Genomic DNA, 14,254 nt, shown 5'->3' with positions numbered 1-14,254 from the left:
CCGGCGGGCGGCGTCCTCGGCTTCGGCGGTACGGGCCGTCGCTTCGGCCGCGCGCTGGCGGGCTTCGGCGGCGGAGAGCTCGCACCCGCCCGTTGATCTGCTACGGTGCAAGTAGACGCTCAACAGCGCACACTGAGCGTCTACTTCTAGGGGTAAAGCATCGGTCGGCTTCGTAAAGCTGGCCGTGCTTGGAGCAAGCAGCCGACCGTAGCAACAGAAATAGAGATCACACCGACCGGGAGCGGTCGGCGACTCTGGGAACGCCCAGCTACACCTAGGACTTTGCACTACGCATTGAGGTTCTGAAGCGCTGGCAGATCTCAACCAGGCCACCTGAGGGTGGTCAGGTTGAGGCTGCCCTTTGCTGCTGCTCTGATCTGACCACCCTCCCCGTTTCGGAGGGAACATCCGTGAGCAGCCAGCACCCCACCACGAACACGTCGTCGCAGGCCCGGGGCCTGTGGGTCCTCGTGGCGGCCCTCGTGTCGCTCATCATCGGCATCGTGGTGGGCATCCTCACCTCGGTTGACGGCATGTCCGTCGTAGGCGCCATCCTCTGCGGGGGCACGGCGTTCGGGGGCAGCATGACGCTCGCCCTACTCGTCCTGGCGGCCCTGCGCGTGCTTTGAACCGGCTCCCGGGCAGCAGGGCAGGCCGGCCTGACGCCCCTACCCTGCTGCCCGCGCGGGCGGGCGGCGGGCTGGTTACATGGTGGCGTCGTGGCGTCATGGAACCGTGACGCCGGTCCACTCGGCTCCGACGGGAGCGGGCGCCGGCGGAGTACTCGAGTTACGAAACCCAGGCCCCGATCTACTCGGTGCGTCACAGCACAAATGCCCAGTTCAGAGGGCTGTTTGACTTGGCGTTCGATATTTGGGAGACTTCTTCCGCGCAGGACGACTATGTCCTGACCCATTTGGCCTCGTCGATCGACGGGGCTTTTTGCATGCCCGAAAACACCTGAACGCAGTCCCAGGCCTCCGCCGTCGGCGGGGGCCTCTCGTCGTATCTGGAGGAAATCTTGGACCTCACCCTCGTCGTCGTCTTCGTAGCCCTGGTGGTCGCACTCGTTCTGGGCTCGCTCGCCCTGCTGGTGTTCCTGATCGCCTACATCGTGCGGGTCTGCGTCGCGAAGGCCCGGACCCAGGACATGCCGGTCATGGTCCAGCAGTTCATCGGACTGATCGGGGCCCTGGAGAAGTACACGCCGCGCCACCAGGGGGTGCGCCAGCTCGCGGCTCCGCTCCGCAGCGCCCAGATCGGCCAGCAGAACGGCGCGCCCGCCCCATCCCCCACTCCGCAGCCGCCGGTCATCCCCGGGCAGGTCGTCGGGCCCTCAACCGCCGCGGCGCCCGCCGGCGGTGCCCAGTGACGCGCCGCCCGGCCGCCGGTGACCCCACCGCCCGCGCCGCGACCACCAACGCGCTGACGCTCAGCCCGCGCGCGCGGGAGAGCGTCGGGATCCTCATCGAGATGGTCGCCACCCTGGACCTCTCGGACGCCGAGGTCCGCAGATGGACCGGCAAGACCAGGTCTGCCCTGTACACGGAGTACCGGAGGAAGGTGTCCTTCAACCATCACACGGATGTGAGCGTGAGGGTCCTGGAGGAGATCCAGGACCTGGCCGACGGCCTGCCCCCCGAGCTGAAGGCTGCGGTGCACGCGGTGGAACAGAGCATGCTCCGCCCCTGCGAGCGGTGCGGGGAGCTCAGGGTCCCGCCCCCGAGCCGGGCCGGCGGCCAGCCGCGGCGCTTCTGCTCGAACGCCTGCCGGCAGGCGGCCCACCGACAGCGCACGCGCCGGACGACCGACTGACCGACCCCCGCTCGTCGGGGTGACGGAGAGCCCGATCGGCGGGTGGCAGCCACACCTCGATGGTGACCGCCACCCGCTGACCGGGCTCTCCGCCACCCCGACACCCGAGAGACCCACATGGCGTCGTGACGTCACGACGCCGGAACACCACAACATCAGCCAGGGCCGGGGTCGGCGGGCCGGACCGGGCAGTCGGCCACGCAGGGTGCGCCTCCTCGCGTACGCGCACGTCCGCGTACCTCGGGAGCCGGGGAACGGCGGCGCGGCCCGTTTGGTGAGCGTGAAGAGTGACCGGGCGGCCAGGACGGGGGCTCGTCCGCCTGGCGCCGGGCTACCGGCACGGGGCCAGGCGGCCGGCGGATTTTCCGTGGCCAGGCACCGGCCCGCCGGCGGGCCCGGCCGGTTGTGGTTGGAGCGACCATCACTCTGGGCCGCAGCTGTCCGGCTACGCCCCCCGACCCGCCGTCGGACGGCCGACACACCAGCACGTCCCGGATCATCTTGAACGGCTCGGCTCATCTGATAGAATGCCTTCGGCACTCAACAGCGCACACTGAGTGCCGACTTCGGACCAGACAAGTAGTCACTGAAGGCCTTCGAAACCGGCTGCCGCCACGCTGAGGCCTTCGGGTTGGACCCCGCTCTGTTACCGAACGACAGCATTACGCATTGAGGTTCTGAAGCGCTGGCAGATCTCAACCAGACCACCTGAGGGTGGTCAGGTTGAGGCTGCCCTTTGCTGCTCTGATCTGGCCATCCTTCCCACCCGAAGGAAGACGCCCTTGAGCAGCCAGCAGTCCACGACCCCGCCGAACAAGGGCGTGTGGGTCCTCGTGGCCACCCTCCTCTCCCTCCTCGCAGCCATCGTGGGCGGCATCCTCACCGTGGTGAAGGGGGAGTCGATCGCGGCCGCCTTCCTCTACGGCGGGGGCGCGTTCACGATCGCCCTTCCGGTCACGATCGTCGTGTTCAAGGAGCTCAACCTGCTCTGACCAGCTCCGACGGCCAGGGGCGCACCACGCGGTGCGCCCCGCCGCCTCCCCCCGGCGTTCCTCCCGCGCCGCGGCCGAGCGTGGCCCTGCACCGGCGGCGAGCAGCAGGCCGTCGGCCTCGTCCGTCGGGCCGGTGTTCGAACGTCCGTCGGCGATCCCCTGTCGAGCCGGCGACCCGGCGCAGCAGGGCGTCAGTCGGTGGGCACGCCCAGGGCGCAGCTCCGGTCCGATCAGGTGGCTGGTGGCATCAGAATCGGTCGGCGACCTCGTCGTTGCTCGCCGTGGCGGAGCATCCAGTGAATGTCGTGGACGGTGCATGTCTCCAGGTCGGCGACGAGCGGGACTGCGCCGTAGACCGATGGATCCTCCAGAAAGGCCACCACTGGGTCCACGATGTCGTCCTCCCCGTCCCTGCACCACCTGACGGTCCATCCTGCCGGAGCCGGGATGCTGTGTTCGTAGCCGGCGCTCTCGCGGACGGCCCGGAAGCCGGGTTGCTTGCTGGCCTGGACGAGGCGTCCGGCTCGGCGGTCCAGGATCAGGGCGTTGCGGTCATCGTCCCAGTCCGCAACCGGCCTGAGCTCCTCCAACTCCGTTCCTTGCTGCACGACGGTGAATACTGCAACCCAGCGCGGGCCGGTCATGCGTCTCTCCTGTGTCAGAGGTCGTTTTCGTCCGATATTTCATCCCGGAATCAGATGTCTAGTCTGTGATGCCGGGTCACGCCAGGAATGGTGTTCTCGCTGCTGAGGCGGCGGGCCATGAGGTCGGTCATGGCGAGGTGGATCATGGCTTCGGAGCGGGTCGGGAGGGCTTCGTAGTCGCGGGCGAGGCGGCGATGGAGCATGAGCCAGCCATAGGTCCGCTAGACCGTCCACCGCTTCGGTATCGGGGTGAATCCCCTGGTGCCGGGCCTCACCGCGGCCACGCTCAGGCGCCCGTGGGGGCGGCGGCCCACGGGTCCGGGACGGGCGTGGCGGTGATCCACCCGGTGGGTGCCTCGTAGGCCATCTGCGAGGTGACGTGGCAGATGCGCGGCACCCGGTCCCCGTCGAACAGCACCTTCAGCTGCTGCCCGGCGGTGTCCACGATGACGCCCTCACGGCCGTCGTGGCGGGTGCGACCGCCGAGCTCGACGCGGATGCCGAGGCGGCTCTCCAGCGCGTAGTAGGTAGATGTGCTCGAGGTCCGCGGCCTGGCGCTCGTCGGGCCGCCGGCGGGCAGCCAGGTGCACGCTGTTGAGGTCGGTGCCGATCACGGTGTGGTTCATGGTGAATTTCTCCGTCCGGGTCAGTAGGACACGTCGATCGCTTGGATTCCGGTGAATTCGACTTTGAGGCCGGCGGCGCGTCCGCCGTCCTTGAAATAGATTTCCTGGAAGCCCTCGGCCATGATTTCACGCATCTCTTGGTCGCTGGCGCCCTGGTCCTGGGCGGCGAAGAGGCGTTCGGCGTAGGCCGGGGGGAGGTGGACCGTCAGCGGGCGCAGGCGGGGCTCGTCGGTGGTGCCGGTGGGGGCGGTGTAGCCGAAGTACGCCCGGACCTCGACGGTGATGCCGCCGGTGCTGGCTGCCTGGTTGCGGGCCTTGCGGCGGATGCCGGGCTGCCACACCTTCTGGAGTTCGCGGACCAGGGCCTCGCGCAGTGCGGAGCGCGGGTGCTTGCGCCGGCCTGTGAGGTAGCGGCGGACGGTGTTCGGGTCGACGCCGAGGGCGGCGGCGACGGCCTTCTTGTCGCCCTTGGCGGCCTTCACCAGGGCCCGCATCTGGGCCTGCGCGGATTTCGGCAGATCCTGGGTGAAGTGCTCGGGTGCGGCCCGGTCGAGCGCGTCGGTGATCTCCTCCACGGTCTGCTCCTACTTTCCGTCGACGTCGTTGGCGTCGTAGCCCTTGATGTGGCGGGCCGGGTTGATGGGCTGGTCGCGCTCGAGCCAGTCGACGACGGTCAGCATCTGCTGGACGCCCTCGACCTTCGACAGGCCCGGCGTCGCGCCGAGGCGGAACGTGCCGGGCAGGACGCCCTTGCCGGAGCCGGTGAGCGGCAGGAAGTCCAGCGGGCTGGGTCCGGGGGAGGCGTAGACGACGCAGTCGTTGTTGACGCCGAGCGGGTAGCGGCCGCCTGCCTTCGCGACGTTGGCCATCTTGCGGTGCATGTTCACGCGGGCCTTGGCGATGACGGCGGCCCGGATGTCCGGGCGCCAGGTCGGCCGCTCCAGCGCGGACCACGGCTCGCCCTTCTTGTAGGTGACGCCCTGCGGGCGCTCGCGCAGCTTGCCGATCCCGAACTTCACCGTGCTCTTCACTGCGGACAGCACCATGGCGATCTGGTGGTGGCGCCACGCGGCCGAGGCGAGCCGGTCGTCGCCCATCTGAGCCAGGTGGGCCAGGCCCTCGGCGGCGAGCGCGGTGCGCAGGGCCTCGAGGTCCTCGCCCGCGTTCTTGAGGAGGCGGTGGGCGGTCATCGCGGCGAGGAAGGTCCGCTCGTCGGTGTCCTTGTCGACGGGGATGCCGGCCTCGGCCATGGTGGTCACGTAAGCCTCGCGGAGGCGGTCGTGCCACGGGTCGAGGTAGGCGCCGGTGGTCTCGCGCAGGTATGCCTCGATGGGGGCGACGTCGTGGCCAAGCTCGACGGCGTAGGCGACGGTGGGGGTGGTGTACCAGGCCGGGCCGGTCGGCGGCTTGCCGGTGGGGGTGAACGGGGAGGGCAGGCGCGGGTCGGTCGGGATGTGGGAGAGGTCGACGAACCAGCTTCCCGGCTTCTTCTTGTCGAAGGCCGGCTGCCTGACGTGGACCGGGCCGGACAGCCCGACGCTGAGGCGGGCGGCGGCGGCGAGGTAGGCGGTGTTGATGTCGATGCCCACGGCGAACGGCTCGATCATCTCCGCCTCGGAGAGGGTCTCGACCGGGCGGATCCACTGGTAGGACTCCTCGTCCAGGAACCCGCCCGTCCAGCCCTGAGCGGCCGGGTGCTCCAGCGGAACCTCCGGCGGCGCCGCCTCGTAGACGTCGGTCAGCGCACCCGGGTTCGGTCCCGACACCCACCCTCCGGTCACCTCGTCGCGCACCGCCCGGGTCGGCGGGCGCAGCGCGGTCATCAGTTCCAGGCCGCAGGTGGCGGTGGAGCCGCGGGGGGTGATGACGCGTTGGGCGTAGATGCCCAGCACGCGGGCCAGGTCCGGGGCCGGCAGGTCCGCGGCCGCGCCCCAGGCGCGGGTGTCCAGGGCGCGCCAGGGCAGGACGGCGAGCTGCACGCACTGGCGGCGGCCGTCCTTGACCGGCTTGTAGATGCGGGCCCAGGGGCCGAAGCCGCGGCGGGTGAGCTGCCACTTGGAGCGGGCGAGGGCCTTGACGACTTTGTGGTCCTCCGGCAGCCGCTGCGAGCGGCGGGTGGCCGGGTCGTCGTCCAGGGTGGCCGGCAGCCCGAACTTCTCGGCCGCCTCGGCGGTGAGCACGATCAGCGGGTCGCCGTCCTTGCCGTTGCGGTGCAGCCGGGCGGTGCCCAGGCCGGACTCGCCCAGTGCCCAGGTGACCAGCTGCGCCAGCGTGGTGGCCGGGCATTCCAGGAGAAGGCCGCCGATCCCGTAGGCGGTGCCGTCGCCGTCCAGCACCACCAGGGGGCCGTTGGCGAACTGGCCGGTGGAGAACTCCGCCGGCCGCGCGGCACGGCGCAGCACCGGCGGCTGCGACTGCCCGGCCCGTACCGGCCGCCGGGCGGGGACGGTGCGGGGGCGGTCGTCGGGGTCGTCCTCGACGTCCTGCGATGCCTCCTCCGCGGCGGCGTCTTCGACCTGGGTGTCGGTCTGCGGTGCGGCGGCCGGGGCCGGCTCCCGGGTGGCCGGAGCGAAGGCGGCCGGCACCTGGTCGACGGTCGCGGCGGCCGGCTCGGAGGTCGGGGTCGGGTACTTCGCCGCCCAGCCCTCCAGCAGCCGCACGTACGCCTCCAGGCGCGGCGGCTTCGGCTGGCTGCGGCCGTTCTCGTAGTTCTTCACGGTCTGGACCGTCGACTGCAGCGCCTTCGCCAGCTGCGCCTGGGTGACCCCGGCGGCCTCGCGAAGACGCGCACGCTCGGCCGGGTCCGGCAACTGCGGCCCCGGTTCCTGGCCGGCCAGCAGCGCGTCGACCGCCGCGAACAACTCGTCCTGCGTGGGCATGAAGCCTCACCTCCAGGACCGAACCTAGCACGCCTTTAGCCAAAGCCTTTAGCTCTTTCCTTTATTTAAGAAATTTAACTCTTGAGAGTTATGTGTGGAGCTCGATTGACCCCTCCGCCTCCGCTCGGCACGGGCGCCGGAATGTGCCGGCACCTCCCTCGCAACAATTATCGTCACTTCGACGAGAAGGAGAGTATGCTGGAGCCCTCGCGAACGCTGGGACAGTCCAGCCCGCATGCCGTTCCAGGAGCACTCCCATGGCAGTTGACGCTTCGCCCGATCAGCCGGCACCCGGGCTGCTGGTCCCTTCCGGCGCCGCGGTCGAGCCGCTCACGGCCTTGGCGATGAACGTGCACAGCAGCCCCGGCGTGTACGCCCTCCTGCTCGGCTCCGGCATCTCGATCGCCTCCGGGGTGCCCACCGGCTGGGGCATCGTCACCGACCTGGTCTCCAAGGTGGCCACCGCCCAGTTCCCGGACGACCCCGCGGCCGCCGCCGAGGCGGCGGGCGACCCCGAGCACTGGTGGAACGAGACGTTCGGCGAGCCGCTGGGCTACTCCTCCCTGCTCGCACGCGCCGGGCAGTCCGCCGCCGCCCGGCAGGCGCTCCTCGACGGCTACTTCATCCCGGCCGAGGGCGAGGAGAGCACCGACAAGGCACCCACCGACGCGCACCGAGCCATCGCCCACATGATCAAGCGCGGTGCGTTCCGGGTGGTGCTCACCACCAACTTCGACCGGCTGATGGAGCGGGCGCTGGAGGAGGTCGGGCCCCGCCCCAGGTGATCAGCCGCCCCGCCCAGCTCGACGCCATGAAGCCGCTGGCGCACGCCCGAGTGACCATCATCAAGCTTCACGGCGACTACGCCGACCTGACCCAGCTCAACACCGTCGACGAGCTGGAGAAGTACGACGAGGCCCAGCAGCGCTTCCTGGAACGGGTACTGGACGACTACGGGCTGATCGTCTGCGGGTGGTCGGCGGACTGGGACAAGGCACTCGTGCGCGCCGTGGAGGGGACGCGTTCTCGGCGCTACCCGATGTTCTGGTCGACTCTCGGCACACTCGGCACCGCCGCGCAGCAGCTGGTGACCCAGCACGGTGCCAGCGTCATCCGCGGAATGGACGCGGACGATCTATTCACCGGCCTGGAGAAACGGCTGGAGGCGCTGGACCGGATGTCGGCGCCGCCGGTGAGCCGGGACATGGCCGTGGTCCAGCTGAAGAAGGCGCTCCCCGACCCGGTCAAGCGGATCGACCTGTTCGACCTTCTGCACCAGCACACCATGCAGGTGGTCGACGCGGTGGCCACGCACCCGGTGCACGGCGATACGGCGACCTTCGCGAAGAACGTGGAGGGCATGCGGCAGGATACGGACACCCTGCTGCACCTGCTGGCCGCCGGCGTATTCCACGACGACGGCACCCACCAGGAGCTCTGGCTCAAGGCGGTGGAACGACTGGTGCGCCTGCGCGACACCTCCCCCAGCGGCCCGTACTCGCGGTCCCTGGATAACCTGCGGCACTACCCCGCCCTGCTCGCCACCTGGACCATGGGGGTAGCCGCCGTCCTCGCCCGGCGCGAAGGGCTGATCGCCACGCTGCTCACCAAGCCGCTCTGGGCCGCCCCGGGCTCCAACGGCGTCCCGGAAGTACCAGCCAGCTACCTCAACCCGTGGAACGTCCTCGACACCGGGGCCACCCACACCATCTGCCACCCGGACAACGGCAGCACATGGCACTACCCCCAGGGACGGCTGCTGGCGGAGGCGGTTCGGGAACCGCTGCGTCTGGTCGAACCCGACGACCAGCTGTTCCAGGCAGCCAACGACCGGTTCCAGCTCCTCGTCTCCCTCCTCGGCATGGACACCGACGGCCCCGAGTGGAGCCGGGCACCTTGGGCAGGCGACTTCCTGGCGGACTCCCGTTGGGGCTACAACGACAACGGCCCCGCCGGAGCCCTCCAGCGGGAGATCGGTCCCGACTGGCCGCTCCTACGCGCCGGAGCGTTCGGCGGAGACCCCGAGCGCGCCAAGGCGGCATTCACCGCCCTGAACACCTGGCGGAACGCGAACCAGCGGCGGTGACCACGACCGACCTCCGTCGCCGAAGGTTTCAGCAGCCCAGGCCAGACCGCAGGACGCAAGCCATGTCTTCGGGCAACTGGACGTCCCCTGACGGATCCGCTCGCTTCTCGCTGCGGGCCGAGGCCGACGCAACGCCGCCCCCGGCCGGCCGGTTCTGCACCCGGCGGCCCAGGGACGGCGCGTCGGCCGGGTCAGGGCCGCCGGTTGAGGAGCAGTCCGAGGATGGCGCGGGCTTCGCGTCGGCGGGCAGGGTTGGGCGCGGCGAGCGCGGTGAATGCCAGGACGGCCAGGGTGAGCAGGTAGCCAGTAACCGAGGTGGCCAGGGCGAGGGTGGCGGGGTCGTGAGTAGGGGGCATCGGCGGCTTCCGTTCGGCGGGTTCCTGCCCGCACCGGCGCGGTGCGGGCAAGAGTTGGTGACAGGTCAATGGAGGCGAGCCCCCAGAGCCGACCGGGGATGGCGGCTCCGGGTAGGTCCTGCACTACGGGTGCCGAACCTGTGGCGGGTTCAGCTCAGGCCCGCGTACTCCTCGATGCGGTCGGCCAGGCGGCGGTCGGGGCAGGGGACCAGGCCGTCGGTGTCGTCGTCGGTGTGCATGACCAGCCGGTCGACCTCGGCGGTCAGTGCGCCGGTCGGGGCGGTTGGCGTGGTGGTGCGGGTGTCCATGGCGATGGGGGCGGTGCGGAAGTAGCCGGGCATGTCGGGGACCGCGGGGGCGGGGACGCCGAGGGCGAGGGTCTCGTCGGAGTGGACGGCCTGCTCGAACCAGAGCCGGGCTTCCTGGATCTCCCCGCGGCCGAGGTGGTGGAGGTAGAGGCACCAGGCGGAGGTGCGGTCGCGGGCGCCGGCGCCGATCTTCCACCAGAACTCGGCGCTGACCGGGTGCCCCGCGAGGTAGAGGATGCAGCCGAAGAGCCGGAAGCCCTCGATCTCCTGGGTGATGTCCTCGACCCGGCCCCGGTGGCGAGGGCGCCGCCGGCCGGCACCGGAGCCGGTGGGACACTCGGCGAGGTCGGCCAGGTCGGCGAGCGCGGCGAGGTCGGCGATACGGGCCGGCGGGGTGGTGCTGATCTCGGTGGCGACCACCGACTCCAGGCACTGCCGGGCCTGCTGCTGCTCGGCCCACCAGTCCGGGGGCGGCTGCTGGCCTCGGCGGATCCGGGCGACATCCGCCGAGATGCGGCGCAGCTCGGCGGGGACGTCGAAGGTGTCGGCGGGTCCGGCGGTGGGGTCGGTGGCGGGGGTGGGGATGAGGTCGTCGAGGTGGTGTTCGGGGTTCATCGTTCGGCTCCTTCGCGGCGGGGCCCGGGGACGGCGGTGCGGCGCAGGACGTGGCGTTCGGTGAGGCGGCGTTCGAGGCCGGCGAGCGCGCGGCGGTAGTGGTAGTCGGCGGTGCGTGGGTGGATGCCGAGGACCTGGGCGGTGTACTCGCAGGTGTAGCCCATGGTCCTGCGCAGGATGAAGACGTCGCACTGGCGGGCCGGGAGTTCGGCGAGGGCGGCGTAGAGGCCGGCGCCGCCGTCCACGGCGGACAGGGCCTGGTGCATCTGGTCGAGCGTGCGGCGGACGACGCGCAGGCGGGCGGCGAGGTCGGTCTCGCGCTGGAGGCGGTGCACCCGGTACATGACCGCGCCGGCCAGCACGTCCCAGGTGTGGGACTCGAAGTCGGGGCCGGCGAGGATCTCGGCCCAGTGGAGAGCGAGGTGGGTGAAGACCTCGCGGACCACTTCGTCGCCGGCCGCCCGGTCGCCGAGCATCTCGGCGGCGTAGGAACGGAAGCTCCTGTGCTTGACGAGGAAGTAGGCCTCGAAGTCGAGGGGGAGGTCGACGGGCTCGTCGTGCACAGCCGGGCCTATCCCGCTTCCCGTGAAGGTGTCGTCGTTCATCGGGCCGCTCCTGCCGGGGCGGGCGCCGCGGCGTCTGCGGCGCCGGGTGCCGGTCGTCGGCGGTCGCGGGTACGGACAGGCCGCCCGAGAGCGGCGGCCGTGTCACGAAGGGCGTCCATCTGACTCTTTCGGTCGGATACGGCGTCAAGTCCTGCACGCCGGGGTCACCTTGTGGCCCACACCCAGACAACCAAAAGCGACGGCCGGTTCACGCATACGGTCTAAGCAGATTTCACACAAAGACTCGCGCTGACTACCCAGTGCAACCATTCCCGCCTGCACGCCATATCCCCACGTGCCCCGACTGCGACAGGGGCGGCTACCCTTGAGTATTCAATTAGTCACCCAGGGTCACAAATGTGACCAGCGTCACTCATTCCGTATGCCGACCTCCTGCACCTTTCCCGATCGCCTCCTTCAGGAAGGAGGCCCTCCTGGGGCGCGGCTCCCCGTTCCCGGCCGTCCGGCGGCGGGTCGGGAACGGCCACAGCACCCGCGTGCCCGTCCACGCCGAGCGGTCCCGTGAAGAACCGTGCGGAGGCCCGGACCGGGGCCCGGCAGCGGAGCCGCTGACGCGCCCTTCACGAACGGCACGGGAGTCAACAACACACCGAGGACGCGCCGCCGCTGAGTGACGGTGCCGAGACGGGCACACGCGCTCCGATAGTCGTGACGCATGACCACCTCCAAGTGGCGCCGCGGCGCCACCGCGCTGACCGCCACCGCCCTCGCGCTGCTCGCCGTCCCGGCCCAGGCCTCTCCCGTCCCGGCCGCCGCGCACCGCGCCGGCGAGACGGTGTCCACCACGTTCTTCGCGGCCATCGACGCGCTCGACGTCGCCGACGAGCGCCGCGACGGCTACGTCCGCACCGCCTACAAGCACTGGACCGACGCCGACCGCAACGGCTGCAACGCCCGCAAGGACACCATCATCAGCGAGGCGCTCGAAGCGCCCGAGGTCGGCCCCGGCTGCACCCTCACCGGCGGCACCTGGTTCTCCCCCTACGACGACGTCCTCGTCACCGACGCCTCCGGCCTCGATGTCGACCACCTCATTCCGCTCGCCGAGAACTGGGACTCCGGCGGCTACACCTGGACCGCGAAGGAGCGCGAGCAGTACGCCAACGACCTGGCGGACCCGCGGACCCTCATCGCCGTCACCGCCCGCTCGAACCGCGGCAAGAGCGACAAGGACGTCACCGACTGGCTGCCGCCCGCCGTCGAGTACCGGTGCCACTACACCCAGGACTGGGTCGCGGTGAAGACCCGCTGGGGCCTGTCGGTCGACCCCGCCGAACTCTCCGCCCTCCACCGCCTCGCCGCCGACTGCGACAACGCGCCGATCACCGTCGTCCTCGCACGCTGACCACCCGAACCGCCCCCGTTCGTCTGCCCGGCCGCCACCACTCGGGCACGCGCACCCGACCTTGAGACGGGCCACCGGAACCGACGGTCCCGGTGGCCCGTCCACGAGGCGCCGACCGCCACCCCGCGCTGCGCCCGGCCGCGTTCGGCACGACCCGAACGTCCCCACCGGGACCGGGCCGCGGCGCGGGAGGAGGCCAGCACCCGCGCTCCGGCTCTACCCGAGAGCGGCGACGGCCGTACTCTCCCCCTCACCACGCGCGCCAGCAGCGGCATCCGCCACGCAGACAGTGCCCGTCGAGTCCGGCAGCCACAGCTCTGCGCTGCGCGCCCGCACCGCCGACCCCCGGCCGGTGACCGACACCTTCGCCCGGCGGCCGGTCAACTGCCCCCAACCGTCCCCGAGACCCGACCACCGGCCCACCGTGACCTGCAGCCGCAGTTGGGCGCCGGGCCACGGGCCGGGAGTGAGCAGCACGGTGCCGGTGCGGCGCAGGTGGGCGGCGAGGCGGTCGAGGGTGCGCGGGGGCAGGCCGGTCGGGGCGGCGGCGAGCACGACGGGGCAGGCGGCGGCGAGTGCGGTGATCACCTCGACGGCGTGCTCGCCCGGGTGGTCGACGACCAGCAGGCGGCGCAGGTCGAGGCCGTAGCCGGCGGCCGCGGCGAGGCCGAGGTCGGGCAGGCCGACCGCGGCCGTAAAGGCGCAGCGGTCGGCGGTGGCGGGTCCGGCGGCGAGGGCGAGGAGCAGGGAGGTGTCTGTGGCCTCGGTGATCGTGCCTTTGGCGAGGCCGCCGTGCGGCAGCAGGCCGGCCAGGGGTGCGAGGACGGGCAGGACCGTGGCCTCGGCCTCGCGGGCGCGGGTGGCGGGGGACGTCGCTTCGAGCAGGCCGGCGAGGCGCTCGCGGCGGTCGTCGGCGGGTGCTGGGGCTGGGGTCGCTCTCATGCGGGCCCTGCGGGGGTGGTCGGGGTGGGCGGTTCGGCGCTCACCGCGGGTGCGTCGGCCTCGACGGCGGTCTTGTCGGTGGGTGGTTCGGGCTGGGTGAGGGGGCGCAGGGCGGTGCGGTCGGCGATGACCCAGGCGGCGGCCTTGTCCTCGCCCCAGCGGGCGTGCGCGATCCATGGCAGTCCCGGGCCCGGGCGGCGCCGGGCCGTCACCAGGGCCGAGCGCCACTCGCCTGCCGCGCGCAGCCAGGCCAGGCGCCAGCACCGGTCCGCGCCGTCCGGGTCCGGGGCGCCGGCCAGCTCGCCGGGCACCACAACGGCGTCCTGCCACCGGCCGAAGTGCGGTGCGGCGGCCGGGGGCGGGCCTGTGGGTTCGGGCAGCGGGCGGATCCGCTCCGGGTCGAACAGGAACCACCCCCACCCTTGGTCGACCGTGCCGTCGGCGTCCCAGCGCACATGCGCCACCCACACCGTGGCGCCGGGCGGGCGCCGCCACACCGTGAGCATCCCCGCCCGCCATCCTCCGCCGAGCCGCACCTCCACCAGCCGCCACCTGCGGACATCCCGCGAGGCGCCGGGCAGCGTCATCAGCTCCCGAGGCGCCCGCTCCGCGTCGCCCGGCATCGGGGCCGGGTACGCGGGACGGGAGAACGGTACGGATTCGGTCACGAACACCATTATTCGAACTTTCGTTCGAGTGATCAAACGTCAGCCCCTCCACTCCCCCACTGTGGAAGAAGCGCAGCACAGCCAAGCCGGTGTTCACCGGTCGGTCGGGCGAGCGCGACGCCGCCTCCGGCGGCTGGGCTGTCGGAGGCGGTGGTCTACGCGTTTCACGCCCGGAGAAGGCGCGTCGGGCGGAGTCAGGGCCTGCGGTCGAGGAGCAGCGTGAGGATGGTGCGGGCTTCGCGGCGCCGGGCGGGGGTGGGGGCCGCGATGGCGGTGAGGGCCAGGGTGGCGAGGGTGAGGAGGTAGCCGGCGGCCGAGGTGGCCAGGGCGAGGGTGGCGGGGTCGTGGGAGG

Annotated in this window: 16 protein-coding genes and 1 pseudogene; 7 read left to right on the top strand and 10 right to left on the bottom strand. The window is 71.6% G+C overall.

The genetic code is table 11. The features are described 5' to 3' along the window. Positions 1-410 precede the first annotated feature (410 nt). The 4 genes from ADK60_RS14010 to ADK60_RS13995 all read left to right on the top strand — a co-directional run bounded on the left by ADK60_RS14010 (position 411) and on the right by ADK60_RS13995 (position 2,807). Positions 411-629 carry a hypothetical protein gene (locus ADK60_RS14010; protein ID WP_053646094.1) on the top strand — a complete coding sequence of 73 codons (219 nt, stop codon included), beginning with the start codon at positions 411-413 and terminating at the stop codon, positions 627-629. 392 nt (positions 630-1,021) lie between these two features. Next, the gene (locus ADK60_RS14005; RefSeq protein ID WP_053646092.1) at positions 1,022-1,372 is read left to right on the top strand and encodes a hypothetical protein; all 351 of its coding nucleotides are present in this window, start codon (positions 1,022-1,024) and stop codon (positions 1,370-1,372) included. Continuing rightward, a complete protein-coding gene (locus tag ADK60_RS43340) occupies positions 1,369-1,815 on the top strand; it encodes a hypothetical protein (RefSeq protein ID WP_053646090.1) in 447 nt (148 codons plus the stop codon). The genes ADK60_RS14005 and ADK60_RS43340 overlap by 4 nt, the downstream gene beginning before the upstream one ends. 782 nt (positions 1,816-2,597) lie before the next feature. After that, a complete protein-coding gene (locus ADK60_RS13995; protein ID WP_053646088.1) occupies positions 2,598-2,807 on the top strand; it encodes a hypothetical protein in 210 nt (69 codons plus the stop codon). 230 nt (positions 2,808-3,037) lie between these two features. Here ADK60_RS13995 and ADK60_RS13990 read toward each other — a convergent pair whose 3' ends face one another. The 5 genes and pseudogenes from ADK60_RS13990 to tap form a co-directional block, all read right to left on the bottom strand. Beyond that, entirely contained in the window at positions 3,038-3,451 is a 414-nt protein-coding gene (locus ADK60_RS13990; protein WP_053646086.1) for a hypothetical protein, read from the bottom strand. A 39-nt stretch (positions 3,452-3,490) separates the two neighbouring features. Beyond that, positions 3,491-3,720: pseudogene (locus ADK60_RS41815) on the bottom strand (IS5 family transposase); the annotation flags it as partial. A 17-nt stretch (positions 3,721-3,737) separates the two neighbouring features. After that, positions 3,738-3,896: a hypothetical protein gene (locus tag ADK60_RS44775; protein ID WP_159400435.1), complete on the bottom strand. Its 159-nt coding sequence runs from the start codon at positions 3,894-3,896 to the stop codon at positions 3,738-3,740. A 201-nt stretch (positions 3,897-4,097) separates the two neighbouring features. Continuing rightward, entirely contained in the window at positions 4,098-4,652 is a 555-nt protein-coding gene (tpg, locus tag ADK60_RS13985; protein WP_053646084.1) for a telomere-protecting terminal protein Tpg, read from the bottom strand. A 9-nt stretch (positions 4,653-4,661) separates the two neighbouring features. After that, complete coding sequence (tap, locus tag ADK60_RS13980) at positions 4,662-6,956, bottom strand: telomere-associated protein Tap (protein WP_053646082.1); 2,295 nt, start codon at positions 6,954-6,956, stop codon at positions 4,662-4,664. 257 nt (positions 6,957-7,213) lie between these two features. Here tap and ADK60_RS13975 point away from each other — a divergent pair, with 257 nt between their 5' ends. Both ADK60_RS13975 and ADK60_RS13970 read left to right on the top strand, forming a co-directional pair. After that, entirely contained in the window at positions 7,214-7,741 is a 528-nt protein-coding gene (locus tag ADK60_RS13975; protein ID WP_053646079.1) for an SIR2 family protein, read from the top strand. After that, positions 7,738-9,042 carry a hypothetical protein gene (locus ADK60_RS13970; RefSeq protein ID WP_053646078.1) on the top strand — a complete coding sequence of 435 codons (1,305 nt, stop codon included), beginning with the start codon at positions 7,738-7,740 and terminating at the stop codon, positions 9,040-9,042. Before ADK60_RS13975 ends, ADK60_RS13970 begins: the two co-directional genes overlap by 4 nt. A gap of 191 nt (positions 9,043-9,233) precedes the next feature. Here the strand turns inward: ADK60_RS13970 and ADK60_RS44770 are convergent, their stop codons facing one another. The 3 genes from ADK60_RS44770 to ADK60_RS13960 all read right to left on the bottom strand — a co-directional run bounded on the left by ADK60_RS44770 (position 9,234) and on the right by ADK60_RS13960 (position 10,926). Next, positions 9,234-9,398 carry a hypothetical protein gene (locus ADK60_RS44770; protein ID WP_159400434.1) on the bottom strand — a complete coding sequence of 55 codons (165 nt, stop codon included), beginning with the start codon at positions 9,396-9,398 and terminating at the stop codon, positions 9,234-9,236. Between the two features lie 149 nt (positions 9,399-9,547). Beyond that, the gene (locus ADK60_RS13965) at positions 9,548-10,321 is read right to left on the bottom strand and encodes a hypothetical protein (protein ID WP_053646075.1); all 774 of its coding nucleotides are present in this window, start codon (positions 10,319-10,321) and stop codon (positions 9,548-9,550) included. Further along, complete coding sequence (locus tag ADK60_RS13960) at positions 10,318-10,926, bottom strand: RNA polymerase sigma factor (protein ID WP_053646073.1); 609 nt, start codon at positions 10,924-10,926, stop codon at positions 10,318-10,320. The genes ADK60_RS13965 and ADK60_RS13960 overlap by 4 nt, the downstream gene beginning before the upstream one ends. Before the next feature lie 676 nt (positions 10,927-11,602). Between ADK60_RS13960 and ADK60_RS13955 the strand changes: the two genes are divergently transcribed. Beyond that, positions 11,603-12,292: an HNH endonuclease family protein gene (locus ADK60_RS13955; protein WP_053646071.1), complete on the top strand. Its 690-nt coding sequence runs from the start codon at positions 11,603-11,605 to the stop codon at positions 12,290-12,292. A 216-nt stretch (positions 12,293-12,508) separates the two neighbouring features. Here the strand turns inward: ADK60_RS13955 and imuA' are convergent, their stop codons facing one another. Together imuA' and ADK60_RS13945 are read right to left on the bottom strand one after the other, a co-directional pair. Next, complete coding sequence (gene imuA', locus ADK60_RS13950) at positions 12,509-13,234, bottom strand: DnaE2-dependent mutagenesis accessory factor ImuA' (RefSeq protein ID WP_053646069.1); 726 nt, start codon at positions 13,232-13,234, stop codon at positions 12,509-12,511. Then, positions 13,231-13,902 (bottom strand): hypothetical protein, encoded by a 672-nt coding sequence (locus ADK60_RS13945; RefSeq protein WP_159400433.1) that lies wholly within the window; start codon positions 13,900-13,902, stop codon positions 13,231-13,233. Before ADK60_RS13945 ends, imuA' begins: the two co-directional genes overlap by 4 nt. Positions 13,903-14,254: the final 352 nt, after the last annotated feature.

This window comes from Streptomyces sp. XY431 (genome assembly GCF_001279805.1).
Lineage (GTDB): Bacteria > Actinomycetota > Actinomycetes > Streptomycetales > Streptomycetaceae > Kitasatospora > Kitasatospora purpeofusca.
Note: the sequence above shows the minus strand (reverse complement) of the source record. Positions and strands in the feature narration are given on the sequence as shown.